Annotated in this window: 12 protein-coding genes; 5 read left to right on the forward strand and 7 right to left on the reverse strand. The window is 61.5% G+C overall.

Features of this window, described 5'->3' with window-relative positions; translation table 11 throughout:
- Positions 1-166: 166 nt before the first annotated feature.
- The 4 genes from ACWNZ1_RS23300 to ACWNZ1_RS23315 form a co-directional block, all read right to left on the reverse strand.
- Positions 167-1,210 carry an ABC transporter substrate-binding protein gene (locus ACWNZ1_RS23300; protein WP_014340502.1) on the reverse strand — a complete coding sequence of 348 codons (1,044 nt, stop codon included), beginning with the start codon at positions 1,208-1,210 and terminating at the stop codon, positions 167-169.
- A gap of 48 nt (positions 1,211-1,258) precedes the next feature.
- A complete protein-coding gene (locus tag ACWNZ1_RS23305; RefSeq protein WP_135847455.1) occupies positions 1,259-2,383 on the reverse strand; it encodes an ABC transporter ATP-binding protein in 1,125 nt (374 codons plus the stop codon).
- 335 nt (positions 2,384-2,718) lie between these two features.
- On the reverse strand, positions 2,719-3,348 hold the full coding sequence (locus ACWNZ1_RS23310; protein ID WP_003177702.1) for a response regulator: 630 nt from the start codon (positions 3,346-3,348) through the stop codon (positions 2,719-2,721).
- Positions 3,349-3,470: 122 nt separating this feature from the next.
- Positions 3,471-5,867 carry a PAS domain-containing sensor histidine kinase gene (locus ACWNZ1_RS23315; protein WP_135847456.1) on the reverse strand — a complete coding sequence of 799 codons (2,397 nt, stop codon included), beginning with the start codon at positions 5,865-5,867 and terminating at the stop codon, positions 3,471-3,473.
- Between the two features lie 74 nt (positions 5,868-5,941).
- On the opposite strand from ACWNZ1_RS23315, the gene ACWNZ1_RS23320 reads away from it, so the two are divergent.
- The gene (locus ACWNZ1_RS23320; protein WP_135847457.1) at positions 5,942-6,937 is read left to right on the forward strand and encodes an alpha/beta hydrolase family protein; all 996 of its coding nucleotides are present in this window, start codon (positions 5,942-5,944) and stop codon (positions 6,935-6,937) included.
- A 75-nt stretch (positions 6,938-7,012) separates the two neighbouring features.
- Here the strand turns inward: ACWNZ1_RS23320 and ACWNZ1_RS23325 are convergent, their stop codons facing one another.
- Genes ACWNZ1_RS23325 through ACWNZ1_RS23335 form a run of 3 tightly spaced genes read right to left on the reverse strand, consistent with a single transcriptional unit; the run spans position 7,013 to position 9,475 of the window.
- Entirely contained in the window at positions 7,013-7,780 is a 768-nt protein-coding gene (locus tag ACWNZ1_RS23325) for a TerB family tellurite resistance protein (RefSeq protein ID WP_135847458.1), read from the reverse strand.
- A gap of 1 nt (position 7,781) precedes the next feature.
- Positions 7,782-8,453 (reverse strand): N-acetylmuramate alpha-1-phosphate uridylyltransferase MurU, encoded by a 672-nt coding sequence (murU, locus tag ACWNZ1_RS23330; protein WP_135847459.1) that lies wholly within the window; start codon positions 8,451-8,453, stop codon positions 7,782-7,784.
- Positions 8,450-9,475 (reverse strand): aminoglycoside phosphotransferase family protein, encoded by a 1,026-nt coding sequence (locus ACWNZ1_RS23335; protein ID WP_256453847.1) that lies wholly within the window; start codon positions 9,473-9,475, stop codon positions 8,450-8,452. The genes murU and ACWNZ1_RS23335 overlap by 4 nt, the downstream gene beginning before the upstream one ends.
- A gap of 130 nt (positions 9,476-9,605) precedes the next feature.
- Between ACWNZ1_RS23335 and ACWNZ1_RS23340 the strand changes: the two genes are divergently transcribed.
- The 4 genes from ACWNZ1_RS23340 to rsmA are packed head-to-tail and all read left to right on the forward strand — an operon-like array spanning position 9,606 to position 15,505.
- Positions 9,606-12,407 carry an LPS-assembly protein LptD gene (locus ACWNZ1_RS23340; RefSeq protein ID WP_135847461.1) on the forward strand — a complete coding sequence of 934 codons (2,802 nt, stop codon included), beginning with the start codon at positions 9,606-9,608 and terminating at the stop codon, positions 12,405-12,407.
- Positions 12,388-13,704: a peptidylprolyl isomerase SurA gene (gene surA, locus ACWNZ1_RS23345; protein WP_135847462.1), complete on the forward strand. Its 1,317-nt coding sequence runs from the start codon at positions 12,388-12,390 to the stop codon at positions 13,702-13,704. The genes ACWNZ1_RS23340 and surA overlap by 20 nt, the downstream gene beginning before the upstream one ends.
- Positions 13,701-14,690 (forward strand): 4-hydroxythreonine-4-phosphate dehydrogenase PdxA, encoded by a 990-nt coding sequence (pdxA, locus tag ACWNZ1_RS23350; RefSeq protein ID WP_135847463.1) that lies wholly within the window; start codon positions 13,701-13,703, stop codon positions 14,688-14,690. The genes surA and pdxA overlap by 4 nt, the downstream gene beginning before the upstream one ends.
- On the forward strand, positions 14,687-15,505 hold the full coding sequence (rsmA, locus tag ACWNZ1_RS23355; protein WP_256453848.1) for a 16S rRNA (adenine(1518)-N(6)/adenine(1519)-N(6))-dimethyltransferase RsmA: 819 nt from the start codon (positions 14,687-14,689) through the stop codon (positions 15,503-15,505). The genes pdxA and rsmA overlap by 4 nt, the downstream gene beginning before the upstream one ends.
- Positions 15,506-15,568 lie beyond the last annotated feature (63 nt).

The raw sequence follows: 15,568 nt of genomic DNA on the forward strand, positions 1-15,568 counted from the left end.
GGCGTGCCGCCTCTGTTCTTTTGAAACACCCGAGTTGATGCAGGAACCTGTGGGAGCGAGCTTGCTCGCGATGGCTGCGGCACATTCAATACTGAGGTGCCTGACAGACCGCTATCGCGAGCAAGCTCGCTCCCACATGGATCTCATCCGGTTTCAGACCGTCGGGTTACTTGGCCGCCCAGGAATTGAAGCGCTGCTCCAGTTGCTCACCGTTGTCAGCCCAGAAGCTGACGTCGATCTGCACCTGGTTGGCGATGTTTTCCGGGGTGGTCGGCATGTTGGTCAGGACATCCTTGGCCAGCAACGGGACTGCCTGGGTGTTGGCCGGGCCGTACGCGATGTTTTCCGAGTAGGTCTTCTGCTGCTGCGGTGCTACGGAGAAGGCGATGAATTTCTTCGCCGCTTCTGCGCGGGTCTTGTCCAGGCCGCGCGGAATGGCCCAAGCGTCGAAGTCGTAGATGCCGCCGTTCCACACCACTTTCAGGTTGCTTTCTTTCTGGACCGCAGCGATCCGGCCGTTGTAGGCCGAGCTCATGACCACGTCACCGGAGGCCAGGTACTGCGGCGGCTGGGCGCCGGCCTCCCACCACTGGATGTTCGGCTTGAGTTCGTCGAGTTTCTTGAAGGCACGATCCTGACCGTCTTTGCCGGCCAGCACTTTGTAGACGTCTTTCGGCGCCACGCCGTCGGCCATCAAGGCGAATTCCAGGGTGTACTTGGCGCCCTTGCGCAGACCGCGCTTGCCCGGAAATTGCTTGGTGTCCCAGAAGTCCGCCCAACTGGTCGGCGCGGTTTTCAGTTTGTCGGCGTTGTAGGCCAGCACGGTCGACCACACGAAGAAACCGACACCGCACGGCTGGATGGCGCCCTTGACGTAGTCTTCGGCCTTGCCGAACAGCGCTGGGTCCAGTTGCTCGAACATGTCTTCATCACAACCACGGGACAATTCCGGGGACTCGACTTCCACCAGGTCCCACGAAACGCTCTTGGTGTCGACCATGGCCTTGACCTTGGCCATTTCGCCGTTGTACTCGCCAGCCACGATCTTGCCGTTGCCGGCCGCTTCCCACGGTGCGTAGAAGGCTTTGACCTGCGCCGCCTTGTTCGCCCCGCCGAAAGACACCACGGTCAGGTCCGGGCCCGCCGCCATTGCGCTTGCCGCACCCATCATGCCCAGAGTCAGGGCGGTGAACTTAAGGGATCTCAACATTTATTGTTCTCTCCACGTGCAGGGTTGGTGTTGGTACAGCTGGGGCGATCAATTCGCCTCTAGAAGGGGATCGAGCGCACGCACATGCTCGACTTGCCAGCCAAGCGGAACCACGTCCCCAACGGCGAGCCCGGGATCGAGCTCGGCAATCGGTTGTTTCACGAAGAAGTCATTCTTGCCGCAGACTTCCAGGCGAACCCGGACGTGGTCGCCCAGATAGATAAATTCCGCCACCCTCCCTGAGAAGCGGTTGACACATTGTTCGCTTGCGCCGTTGAGGCTCACCCGCTCCGGGCGAATCGACAGCGTCACCGGCTCGCCGGGCTTGCCAACATTCACCGCCAGCGCCTCGACCTTCTCGCCGCGCCCCAGCTCCACCAGGCAACGGTCACCGGTGTGGCTGTGCAGACGGCCGTTGAGACGATTGTTCTCGCCGATGAAGTTGGCGACGAAGGTGTTTTTCGGCTCTTCATAGAGCGTGCGCGGCGGGGCGATCTGCTGGATCTCACCCTGGTGGAACACCGCCACGCGGTCGGACATGGTCAAGGCTTCGCCCTGGTCGTGGGTCACGTAGACCACGGTCACGCCCAGGCGCTGGTGCAGGTGTTTGATTTCCATCTGCATGTGTTCACGCAATTGCTTGTCCAGCGCGCCGAGGGGTTCGTCCATCAGCACCAATTGCGGCTCGAACACCAGCGCACGCGCCAAAGCCACGCGCTGTTGTTGGCCGCCGGACAATTGCGCCGGGTAGCGTTGGGCGAAAGTGTCCAACTGGACCATGCTCAAGACGCGCTTGACCCGGTCGCCCACGTCGCTCTTGTTCAGGCCGCGCACGGTCAGCGGGAACGCCAGGTTCTCGGCGACGGTCATGTGCGGGAACAAGGCATAGTTCTGGAACACCATGCCGATGTCGCGCTTGTGAGGTGGCACGTTGTTGATGGCGCGCCCGGCCAGTTGGATCTCACCGGCGGTAGGGGTTTCAAACCCGGCGAGCATCATCAGGCTGGTGGTCTTGCCGGAACCTGACGGCCCGAGCAGGGTCAGGAATTCGCCTTTGCGAATATCCAGGTTGAGGTCTTTGACGATCAGGTTCTCGCCGTCGTAGCTCTTTTGCACACCACGAAAGCTGACCAGCACATCACTGGCCCCCGCGCTTGAATCGACCTGGCTCATACCCGCACCTTTTTGTATTGATGACTGCTTGTGAATCAAGCCTAGTGGACCCTGGGGCCTGCGCAAATCGGGGCGCAGGAGAGAATCGCCTCAGCCGGATGGAAGAGTCGGGGTAGGGATTGCCCTACAGCGATGGCGGGATTGGATAAGGGCAGCGGCGAGTTTGAAGCGGCGAACTGCAAGTGTTGGGTAAAAGCGGTGTTGGGGCGTGTCGCAAATAGGTATGTCGACACTATCCCCTGTGGGAGCGAGCTTGCTCGCGATAGCGGTGTGTCAGCCAACATCGATGCTGAATGGTCCGACGCCATCGCGGGCAAGCTCGCTCCCACAAGGGCTTAGAGCAGCTTGTGCTCCATCGCGTACTTCACCAGTTCCGCCAATGAGGTGATGTTGAGCTTCTGCATCAGCCGCGCCTTGTGGGTGCTGATGGTCTTGCTGCTCAGGGCCAGTTGCTGGGCGATGTCGTTGACGTTGGCGCCTTGGGCCAGGCGCTCGAAGACCGAGAACTCGCGCTCGGACAGCAGCGAGTGCAGCGGACGGGTGTCGGTCAGGCCGACTTCGAAGACCATGCGGTCGGCCAGGTCAGGATCGATGTAACGCCCGCCGGCCGCGACCTTGCGAATCGCCATGAGCAGCAAGGCCGGGTCGCTGTCCTTGGTCGCATAGCCAGCGGCGCCGACCTTCAGGGCACGGGCGGCCATTTGCGCCTCGTCGTGCATCGACAACACCAGAATGGCGGGTGGATTGTTCAATGCACGGATCCGCGGGATCGCCTCCAGGCCATTGACCCCCGGCATGGAAATATCCAGCAGCACCACTTCGCACGGCACATGCCGCAGGGTTTCGAGCAACTGTTCGCCGTTGCTCGCCTCCCCCACCACCAGCAAGTCCTTCGCCAGGCCGATCAACTGCTTGATGCCTTCGCGGACGATGGTGTGGTCTTCGGCTACCAGTACACGGATCACATTCTTCTCCAGATTCAGGATCTCATCGCGAGCAAACTTGCTCCCACAGGGTTTGTGCAGGCCTCAATCAATGTGGGAGCGAACCTGCTCGCGATAGCGCCAGCCCAGGCAACAGCAAGCCATCAAGCCTCATTCAACGGTACCCGCACCGACAGGGTCGTACCCTCCCCTGGCTCGCTTTCCAGGGACAATTGCCCGCCCATGATCAACACCCGCTCACGCATGCCGACCAGGCCAAAGGACGTTGGCCGCCCCGTACTGGCAATAAAGCCTACACCGTCATCGCTGACTGTCAGACACAATTCGTCGCCTTCCTGAACCAGCGTCAGTTCCACAGTATGCGCCTGGGCATGACGCATCACATTGGTCAGTGCTTCCTGGAGGATCCGGAACAGGCCGATGGCCTTGGCGTCACTCAAGGGCGGCAGATTGTCCGGCACCTGCACCAGGCACGGGATCTGTGTACGCGCTTCAAAGCGCCGGGCCTGCCATTCGATGGCCGAGGCGATACCGGCATCGAGGATCGGCGGACGCAGCGCCGTCGCCACGTCCCGCACCAACTGGAACAACTGGGCGATCAGGCGCTTCATGCTGTTGAGGCGTTCATGCAGGCCAGGGTCCAGTTGCGCGTAGGCCAGTTCACACATGGACGTTTCCAGCTTCAACACCGTCAGCATTTGGCCCAGCTCGTCATGGACTTCCCGGGCAATGCGCGCCTTTTCCTCTTCCCGCACGCTTTCCAAGTGCGCCGACAACTCGCGCAGCTGCTCCCGGGAACTGGCCAGTTCCAGTTCAATACGCTTGCTTTCGGTGATATCCCAGACGATGCCGTCCCAGACATAAGCGCCATCTTCAAGACGACGGGTTATCGCCTTGATCTCGGCCCAACGCTCCCGGCCTTCGCGGGTCAGGATGCGGCCTTGCCACGACCAGTCACTGTCGCTGTCCAGCGCCTGGTCCTGGGTGCGGTGGTAACTGGCCTTGTCGTCCGGATGCACCAGGCTGCGCAAGCCAGTGTCGCTGCGCGCCAGCGTCGCCGGGGAATACCCCACCAGGCTTTCGCTGCCTTCGCTGATGTAGGCAAAGTCGATCTGGCCGGTCACCGGCGCCCGCTCCAGGCGAAAGACCAGGCCCGGCACGTTGGCGGCGATGCCTTGCAAGCGCGCTTCGCTCTCGCGCAACGCCGCCAGCGCACGACGGCGCTCGGTCACATCATTGAGGTAAACCACCAGGTATTCGGCGTCGCGAAAACGCAGGAAGCTCAGGGAGACGTCGGCCGGCAGGATGCTTCCATCGGCCCGCACGCATTCGGTTTCGAAACTCTGCGGTCCGTCTTCACTGGCCCTGGCGCGCTTCCACAGGTTCAGCCAACGGTCCATGTGCAGACCCGGCTCGAAATCGATCAAGGGCCGTTCAATGATGGCCCCCGGTTCATACCCCAGCATGGTTTCGGCAGCGCGGTTGGCATAGCGCACGTGGCTGTCCCAGTTAACCCAGAGAATGCCAACGGTGCTCTGATCAATGGAAAACTGCGTCAGGCGCAAAGCCTCTTCACTGGCCGCGCGCTGGGCGATGTCTTCACGCGCGGAACGCAGGCGACGCTCCAGCGCCCGTTGCTGGCGGCGCTGCCAGAACACGATGGACACGCTGCTCAATAGCAAGGCCAACATCAACAGGGTCAGGTTTTGCCAGAAACCCGGGGTCTCGGTCAGGCGCGGATATTTGGGCTTGAGCCAGCGACTGTGCAGTTGCTCCAGCTCCTTGGCCGGAATCGCCTGTAAACCGGCGTCGACGATTTCAGCCAGCTGTGGCCAGTCCCGGCGCGTGGCGACCCGTAGCAGTTGCGGCAGACCAATGTCGCCCACCACCACCAACCCGGAAAACTCGGGCTCGACCATCAACCGTCCCAGCTGCGCCTCGTCGACCACGGCGTAACGAGCCTGCTGGCTCAGCAGCAATTGCAGGGCCTGGCGCTCCAGCGGCACGCCCTGCAGATTCAGCGTCGGGTAATTGCCACGCAGATAATCGGCCGTGGCACTGGGCATGCGCACCGCAACACGGGTCTGGGCATCGAGCTTTTCCAGCTCCACGCCCTCGGCGCCCTTCTGCTCGCCGACGATCAGTTGCGGCACGCGCATGTAAGGGTCGGAAAACTGCCAGAGCCTGAGCCCGCCCGGCGTCTGGTTCAGGCCCGGCGCGATATCCACCTCACCGTCGCGCAGTGCGGTTTCCAGTTGCCCCAAGTCCTGGAAGTTGCGCCAGGTCAGCTCGACATTCAACGCCTTGCCCAGCCACTGCATCAGCTCGACGTTGGTGCCCGACAAACGCTGCAAGCGCCGGTCGTATTGCGCATAGGGCGCCTGCAATACCAGGCCGACCCGCAATTGCGGATGTTGCGCAAGCCACTCGCGCTGCTCCGCATTCAATTGCACCCCATGCGCCGATGGCGCGGGCGCGGCCCACGCCATCAAGGGAAGCCATAAACAGCCGATAACCCACAGGCAGCAAAAACGCATCATCGAAGTCTCATGCACTGACAAATACTGACCAACCCATTAGGCTGCCGGAAATACTTCTGGTCATGGAATATCCGATGCCCTCTGTTTACCGCCTGGCATTGCCAGCATTGTGCCTGTCGCTGATCCTGCCGAGTGCCTTTTCTGCACACGCCAGCGAACCGGCACCCGCCGCGACGGAGCAACCTGCCGAGGAAAAACCGGCCGAACGCCAGCCCTTGCTTGAGCGTAGCCAGGAAGAAGCCACGGCACTCGAACGACAAGTCCCGGTTCAGGAACAACAACAGCTACAGACCGGCAGCGATACGTTCCTGGCGCTCTGGAAACCGGCCAACACCAGCGAACCCAAAGGCGCGGTCATCATAATCCCCGGCGCAGGCGAAACCGCTGACTGGCCTCAAGTGATCGGCCCGTTGCGTAAAAAATTGCCTGACGTCGAATGGAGCAGTCTGAGTATCACCCTGCCAGACCTGCAAAGCGACGTCATCGCACCGCGCGTGGTGCAAGCACCGCCCGAGACCAAGGCGGCCGACACGGCTGCCGCGGCGCCAGACGCCACTACTGCAGCGCCGATCGAACAGGTTGCAGGGGGCGAAGCCGACGCGGCAGACCCGGCCGTTGCCGAAACGAGCGAGGAACACGCCAAGGCCGATGCCGAGCGAATCTTCGCCCGCATCGATGCGGCGCTGGCGTATGCCGAACAGCAGAGTGCCCGCAGCATTGTCCTGTTGGGCCATGGCACCGGCGCCTATTGGGCGGCGCGCTACCTGAATGAAAAGCAACCCTCGCAAATCGAACGCTTCGTGATGGTCGCCGCCCAGACCCCAGTCACCGCCAAACCCGGCTTGGCCGAACTGACGCCAACCCTGAAACTGGCAACCGCCGACATTTTCTACTCGGAAAAACCGCTGGACCGCAACGCGGCACTGGAACGCTTGCAAGCGAGCAAACGCTTGAAAGGCTCGACCTTCAGCCAGGTTTCCCTCAACGCCCTGCCGAACCCTTCGGCGGAGCAGGAACAGTTGTTCCGCCGGGTTCGGGGCTGGTTGAGCCCGCAGAAGCCGGGGGAATAAGGGTCACTACAGACATCAGGTCGGAGACATAATGTGGCGAGGGGATAAATCCCCTCGCCACATTTGTGCGGATGATTACCGGAAATCGCGCCGCTCGCGAATCAACCGATAGGCGTTATGCAACTCCCGGGTTTTATCGGTGGCTTCTCGCACCTGCACGGGTGTCGCCCCGCTGCCGGCAATCTTGTCCGGGTGGTGACGGCTGAGCAGGCGGCGGTAGGCGCGCTTGATCTGCGAGGGTTCACTGGTTGCAGAAACCCCCAACAAACGCATCGCCTCCTGATACGTCACGCCACTGTTGGGCGGCGACAGTTTCTGCGGTTCGTAATCCGTCGCCAACGCCTGGACCTGCTGCCGTGTCCAGCCCAGCCACTTGCCCCACCGGGCAATCAATTCACGCTCGCCTACACCGGCTCGCCCGTCGGCCCAGACCATCCGCCAGCAGGCCCGCAGCACACCTTCAGCCGCATGCGGCTGAGTGCTGAGGCGACGCAGATAACCGCGCAAGCGGTCGTTTCCAGACTTGCCTCGGTTGAACGCAGCGATGGCCCGGCGCTGGGCCGCTTCACTCAGGTCCAGGGCGCGCATTTCCTGGCGAGCCTGCTGGATGTGGCCATCAACCACGCGCCCATCGCTTTTCGCCAAACGCCCCAATAACACAAACAACAATTCATCGTTGCGCAGCGCTGGACGACCGCCCAGTCGCTCCCGTACCTGCGCCCAGCTCTGCAGGTTCAGGCGTCGATCCAACGCCTGCCCCAACAACGCACCCAGCATGGCCCCCGGAATGCTGGCTATTGCAAAGCCCGCTCCGGCTCCGATCAGAGTCCCTGGCCACCACATATCAACGGCTCGCTTTTATCAAGGTTTCGACCTGCGCCAAACGTTCATGGGTTCCGACATCCACCCAGTGTCCTTTCAGGTGCTCTCCACTGACGCGCCCCTCGGCCATGGCCTTGCGCAGCAGCGGTGCAAGCCTGAACGCACCGTCCGGGCAGCCGTCGAACAGCTGCGGGTGCAGGACGGCGATGCCGCTATAAGTCAGTTTGTCGGCAGCAGGCTCGCCATCGTGAACCTTTCCGTCGGCCAGGATGAAATCGCCGTCCGGGTGGTGCTCGGGATTATCCACCAGCACCAGATGCGCCAGCCCTTCGAGGGGTTGGCGCAAAGCGCTGAAATCGTAATCGGTCCAGATATCGCCATTGACCACCACGAACGCTTCGTCGCCCAGCAGCGGCAAGGCCCGGAAAATTCCGCCGCCGGTTTCCAGCGGCTCACCTTCTGGCGAGAAATGAATGCTCACGCCAAAGCGCGAACCGTCCCCCAGATGGTCTTCGATCTGCTGACCGAGCCAGGCATGATTGATCACGATCTCGGTAAAACCAGCCCTGGCCAGGGCCCGCAGGTGGTATTCAATCAAGGGCACGCCGCCGGCTCGAACCAGCGGCTTGGGCGTGGTGAGCGTCAGGGGGCGCATCCGCTCGCCCTTGCCCGCCGCCAGGATCATCGCCTTCATGCCGTCGCTCCGGCCGATTGACGCAAGCTGAAAAGCAGTTCATCCAGCGGCGCCAGTTCAGGGCGACGAGCGATGACCGCGTCTATATATGCAAAGAAGCGCGGTACATCGGTCAGATAACGCGGCTTGCCGTCGCGGTGGCAAATGCGCGCGAAAATCCCGATGACTTTGAGATGGCGCTGTACGCCCATCAAGTCGCTGGCCCGCAGGAAATCTTCGACATCCGGCTGAACCGCAATGCCGAGGGCGCCGGCCTGTTGCCAGTAATCCACCAGCCAACCGCGCACGCGCTCCTCGGGCCAACTGAGGAAGGCGTCCTTGAACAGGCAGGTCACGTCGTAGGTGACGGGGCCATAGACCGCGTCCTGAAAGTCCAGTACGCCAGGGTTCGGCTCGCTGAGCATCAGGTTGCGCGGCATGTAGTCGCGGTGCACCAGCACCTTTGGCTGGGCCAGGGCACTGTTGATCAAAAGATCCGAGGCCTGATCCCAGAGTTGCTGCTGGGCCGAATCGAATTCGATACCCAGCTCACGCTTGACGTACCACTCGGGGAACAGCTCCAGCTCCCGACGCAGCAAGGCAACATCGTAGCTGGGCAGCGGCGCCACCATCGGCAGTTGCTGGAAAGCCAGCAACGCTTGCAGGGCATCGCGGAATAAATCATCGGCATTGTCGCCGTTGATCACATCCAGATAGGTCTGGTTACCCAGGTCATTGAGCAAAAGAAACCCGCGTTCAAGGTCCTCGGCGTAAATTTTCGGCACGTTGATGCCGGATTTCGCCAGCAAAAACGCGATATCCACGAAAGGTTTGCAGTTTTCCTGGGGCGGTGGCGCATCCATCACGATGAAACTGCGGCCCTCGCCTTTCCAACGGAAATAACGACGGAAACTCGCGTCGCTGCTGGCCGCGGTCAACGTGGCCGGGGGTACGGCGCCCCAACCCTGTTGAGTAAAGAGGATCGGCAGCTGTTCATCGAGCCAAACTTTCAGGTGTTGCAGACGTACATCTTGGTCGGGCATTGCAAGGGTCTCCGACGGCGCTAGCCGTCAAGCGGGTCATGCTTTATTATCCAGCATCTTTTTCAGACCATCGAGAGGCGTGCGGCCCACACCGCGGGCAGATGGCACGCAGGAAGCCCGGACTAATAAGATGGCATTGAAATCCCCCGCGTTTCGTAAAAAATTTCCGTTGCTGGTTACCGGCAGTCTGCTGGCCCTGCAACCCCTGGCTTCTTCATTCGTCGTCGCGGCGCAGCAGTATGACTGCTCTGTGTCCGCTTCGGGTGCCTGGGACTGTGCGCCCAAGACACCTGCCGCTGCGTTGCCGCCGCGCCCGGTGCATGAAGGCAGCGCGGTTGCCGACAGCGGCGACGCTGCGGCCGACAGCAGCTCGGGCGAACAAGCCGGCGACAAGCCGATGCTGGTCACCGAAGCCAAGGGCCGTGGCCTGAAGTCGCGAAGTGCAGACTACAGTCACCTGGACTGGGTTCCGCGCGAGAACCTCACGCCGGCACAATTGGCTGAGACCGGCCCTTACTGCTCGGGTGCCTATATCGAGCCGACGCGTCCTGGCATGAATGACAAGACGGCCAAAAGTGACGCCCCTACTTTCCTCGGCGCCAAGGCTTCACGCTACGAGCAGGAAGAACAGGTGGCGACCCTCGCTGGCGACGTGGTCATGCGTCAGGGCAGCATGCAGGTCGAGGCCGACGAGGCCAGCCTGTACCAGGCCGAGAACCGCGGCGAGCTCAACGGCAACGTGCGGGTTCGCGACAACGGTGCACTGATCGTCGGCGACCACGCCGATGTACAACTGGACACCGGCGAAGCCAAGGTCGACAACGCCGAATACGTGATGCACAAATCGCGCATCCGCGGTAATGCGCTGTACGCCAAGCGCGCCGAGAACGCGATCATCCGTCTCAAGGACGGTACGTACACCACGTGCGAACCGAACAGCAACGCCTGGACGCTCAAGGGCAACAACATCACCCTGAACCCGGCCACCGGCTTCGGCACCGCCACCAACGTGACACTGCGGGTCAAGGACTTCCCGGTCCTGTACACGCCGTACATCTATTTCCCGATCGACGACCGTCGCCAGTCCGGCTTCCTGCCGCCGACCATCGGCAGCGGCAGCGACACCGGCTTCCTGCTGGTCACCCCGTACTACTTCAACCTGGCGCCCAACTACGATGCCACGTTGTATCCGCGCTACATGAGCAAGCGCGGCATGCTGATGGAAGGCGAGTTCCGCTACCTGACCAAGTCCAGCGAAGGTCAGTTCGGCGCTGCGTACCTCAACGATGAAGAAGACGAGCGCGCCAAGCAGTCCGACTACAGCAAGACCCGCTACATGTACAACTGGCAGCACAAGGGCGGACTGGATTCGCGCGTGCTGACGGAAGTCGACTACACCAAGATCAGCGACCCGTACTATTTCCAGGATTTGCAGACCGACCAGATCGGTGTCGAGTCCAAGGACTATGTGAACCAGCAAGGAGCCGTCAGCTATCGGGGCGACACCTACATTGCCCGCGTGAATGCCCAGGCTTATCAGATGGCGACGATTTCAAAGATCACGCCGTATAACCGCCTGCCTCAGATCACCTTCAATGGCGCCCTTCCACAGCACCCCTATGGTCTGGATTTCGCTTACAAGACGGAGCTGGTGCGCTTTGATCGAGATTTGCGAACGGGTAATTACACCGACGAAAACGGTAACTCTGACGAGGCGTGGCTGGACGAAAACGTCAGTGGCCTGGCACGGGCGAACGGCAATCGCTTGAACTTGGCGCCGGTCATGAGCCTGCCTATGGAAGCGAGCTATGGTTACATCAAGCCATCGCTCAAATATCAATACACTCAATATGATCTGGATCTGGATAGTCAAGGCAAGCTCGACATCTCGAACCAAAACGCCGAGGCTGATCGCCTGCGGGGCACTTACAGTGGCAGCCAGAGCCGCGGCGTTCCAATCGCCAGCATCGACAGCGGCCTCTACTTTGACCGGGACACCCAGTGGTTCGGCACCAACTACCGTCAAACCCTGGAACCACGCCTGTTCTACCTCTATGTACCTGAGAAAGACCAGAGCGATATCCCGGTTTTCGACACCGGCGAGTCCACCTTCAGCTACGCCTCGCTGTTCCGCGACAACCGTTTCTCTGGCTCCGACCGTGTCGGCGATGAGAACAAACTGTCCTTGGGCGTAACCAGCCGCTGGATCCAGGAGAACGGTTTCGAGCGCCAACGCGTCAGTGTCGGCCAGGCCTTTTACTTCAAGGATCGCGAAGTCCAACTGCCAGGTATCGACTTCAAAACTCGTGAAGACGCCAAGTCGGACGTATCCCCATACGCATTGGAATACGAATTCCGCTGGAACCGCGATTGGCGTACCACAGCCACCTACAACTGGGACCCGGATACCCGCAGCCCTCGCTCGGGCAGCGCGATGTTCCATTACCAGCCTGAAGACAATCCGAACAAAGTCATCAATGCCGGCTACCGTTATCGCAACGACCAGGTCCGCTACGACCAGACCACTGGCCAATGGTCCGTGGGCGGCGGCGACTACGGCACCCCGGGTACTCCTGGCTACGTGAAGGACTACTACAAGATCCAACAGCACGACTTCTCGGTCATCTGGCCAGTCGTGCCGCAGTGGAACGTGATCAGCCGCTGGCAGTATGACTACAACCGCAACCGCACCCTGGAAGCCTTCGGTGGTTTCGAATACGACAACTGCTGCTGGAAACTGCGCCTGATCAACCGCTACTGGGTCGACTATGAAGAATTCAGTCAAGCCGCCCCGGAAAACGAGAAAGGCGACCACGGCATCTTCCTCCAAATTGTTCTGAAGGGACTCGGCGGCCTCACTGGCGCCAAGGTAGAGAGCTTCCTCGACAAAGGCATCCAAGGTTATCGTGAACGTGAAGACCAAGCTTTCTGATTGTCTGCGCCCGCTGATGCTGGGCGCGCTGTTCCTGGGTACCGCGGCCAACGCCGCAGTACAGTCCATCGATAAAGTGGTGGCCATCGTCGACAATGACGTGGTCATGCAGAGCCAGCTGGACCAGCGCGTCCATGAAGTGCAGCAAACCATCGCCAAGCGCGGCGGTGGCCTGCCGCCTCCGGGCGTGCTGGACCAGCAAGTGCTCGAGCGCCTGATCGTCGAAAACCTGCAACTGCAGATTGGCGAGCGTTCCGGCATTCGCATCACCGATGAAGAGCTGAACCAGGCCGTCGGCACCATTGCCCAGCGCAACAACATGAGCATCGACCAGTTCCGCGCCGCCCTGGCTCGCGACGGTCTCTCCTACGATGACGCCCGCGATCAGATCCGCCGCGAGATGGTCATCAGCCGCGTGCGCCAGCGCCGTGTCGCCGAACGTATCCAGGTGTCCGAGCAAGAAGTGAAGAACTTCCTCGCCTCCGACCTGGGCAAGATGCAGCTTTCCGAAGAACTGCACTTGGCGAACATCCTGATCCCGACCCCGGAAAGCGCCAACTCCGAAGCGATCCAGAGCGCTTATCGCCAGGCGATGGATGTCTACCAGCAGCTCAAGCAAGGTGCTGATTTCGGCCAGATGGCCATTGCCAAGTCAGGCAGCGACAACGCCCTGGAAGGCGGCGATATGGGCTGGCGTAAACCGGCTCAACTGCCGCCTCCGTTCGACCGCGAACTGAGTGCCATGGCGGTAGGTGACATCACCCAGCCAGCGCGTACGCCCGGTGGTTTCATCATCCTGAAAGTGCTGGAAAAGCGCGGCGGTGGAAGCCAGGTGCGTGACGAAGTGCATGTTCGCCACATCCTGATCAAGCCCAGCGAAATCCGCAGCGAAGCCGAGACCAAGCGCCTGGCGGAGAAGCTCTACGAGCGCATCGAAGCAGGCGAAGACTTCGCCGAACTGGCCAAGAGCTTCTCGGAAGATCCGGGCTCGGCGCTCAACGGTGGCGACCTGAACTGGATTGACCCGAACGCGCTGGTCCCCGAGTTCCGCCAAGTGATGGCCGATACACCGCAAGGCCAGCTGTCCAAGCCGTTCAAAAGCCCTTATGGCTGGCACGTATTGGAAGTCCTTGGCCGCCGCGCCACCGACAGCACCACCCAGGCTCGTGAACAGCAGGCAATGACGGTACTGCGCAACCGCAAATACGACGAAGAGCTGCAAACCTGGCTGCGTCAGATTCGCGACGAAGCCTATGTCGAAATCAAACTCCCTGGTGCAGACCAGGCAGCGCAGTGAAACCCAAGCGTTTCGCGCTGACACCCGGCGAGCCCGCTGGCATCGGTCCTGACCTGTGCCTGCTGCTCGCCTCGCAACCCCAGCCACATCCTCTGATTGCCATCACCAGCCGCGACCTGCTCCTTGAGCGGGCCGCGCAACTGGGGGTGGTCGTCAACCTGCTGCCGGTATCGCCGAACGCCTGGCCGGATGCGCCGGCGCCCGCCAACAGCCTGTATGTCTGGGATACGCCATTGGGCGCCCCGGTGGTCACCGGTCAACTGGACAAAGCCAACGCCGCGTTCGTCCTCGAAACCCTGACCCGCGCAGGCGAAGGCTGCCTGGACGGGACTTTCGCGGGCATGATCACCGCTCCGGTGCACAAGGGCGTGATCAACGAATCCGGGATTGCCTTCTCCGGGCACACTGAATTCCTGGCGGATCTGACCCACACCGCACAAGTGGTGATGATGCTCGCCACCCATGGCCTGCGCGTGGCCCTGGTGACCACTCACCTGCCCCTGCGGGACATCGCCGACGCCATCACCCCGGAACGCCTGGAGCGGGTCACGCGGATCCTGCACGCCGATCTGCAGGAAAAATTCGGTATCGCCCGGCCACGCATCCTGGTGTGTGGGCTCAATCCCCATGCCGGTGAAGGCGGACATCTGGGCCGCGAAGAAATCGACATCATAGAACCCACATTGGAGCGCTTGCGCAGCGAGGGCATGGACCTGCGTGGCCCGCTGCCTGCCGACACTCTGTTTACCCCCAAATATCTGGAGCACTGCGACGCGGTGCTGGCGATGTACCACGACCAGGGCCTGCCCGTGCTGAAGTACAAAGGCTTCGGCGCGGCCGTCAACGTGACGTTGGGCCTGCCGATCATCCGCACGTCGGTGGACCATGGCACCGCCCTGGACCTCGCTGGCAGCGGCAAGATCGATACCGGCAGCCTGCGAGTCGCACTGGAAACCGCCTACCAGATGGCCGAGACCCATTTATGACCGAGCAATACCAACACCGCGCGCGCAAGCGTTTCGGCCAGAACTTCCTGCATGACGCTGGCGTAATCGATCGCATCCTGCGCTCCATCAATGCCAAGCCCGACGATCGCCTGCTGGAAATCGGCCCGGGCCAGGGCGCCCTGACCGAGGGCCTGCTGGACAGCGGCGCACAACTGGACGTGGTGGAACTGGACAAGGATCTGGTCCCGATCCTCAACCAACAGTTCGCCGGCAAGAGCAACTTCAACCTGCACCAGGGCGACGCGCTGAAGTTTGACTTCAATAGCCTGAACGCCATGCCGAATAGCCTGCGGGTGGTCGGAAACCTGCCCTACAACATTTCCACGCCGCTGATCTTCCACCTGCTGAGCAACGCGGGCCTGATCCGCGATATGCATTTCATGCTGCAAAAAGAGGTGGTCGAACGCCTCGCTGCCGGCCCTGGCGGCGGTGATTGGGGCCGCCTGTCGATCATGGTTCAGTATCACTGCCGGGTCGAACACCTGTTCAACGTAGGCCCGGGGGCATTCAACCCGCCGCCGAAAGTCGATTCGGCCATTGTCCGCCTGGTGCCCCACGCGGTCCTGCCGCACCCGGCCAAGGATCATCGGTTGCTGGAGCGGGTGGTACGTGAAGCGTTCAACCAACGCCGCAAAACCCTGCGCAACACCCTGAAACTACTGCTCAGCAGTGCCGAAATCGAAGCCGCCGGCGTCGATGGCAGCCTGCGCCCCGAGCAGTTGGACCTGGCGGCTTTCGTGCGCCTGGCCGACAAGCTCAGCGAACAGGTCGTACCAAAAGCCGATGCCAACTGACAGGCGATGAACGCTATCGGGCGGGACGCCACTCTGGTCTACTACCCGATACTTGGCCTAGAC

Source organism: Pseudomonas sp. CFBP 5748 (assembly GCF_053850495.1).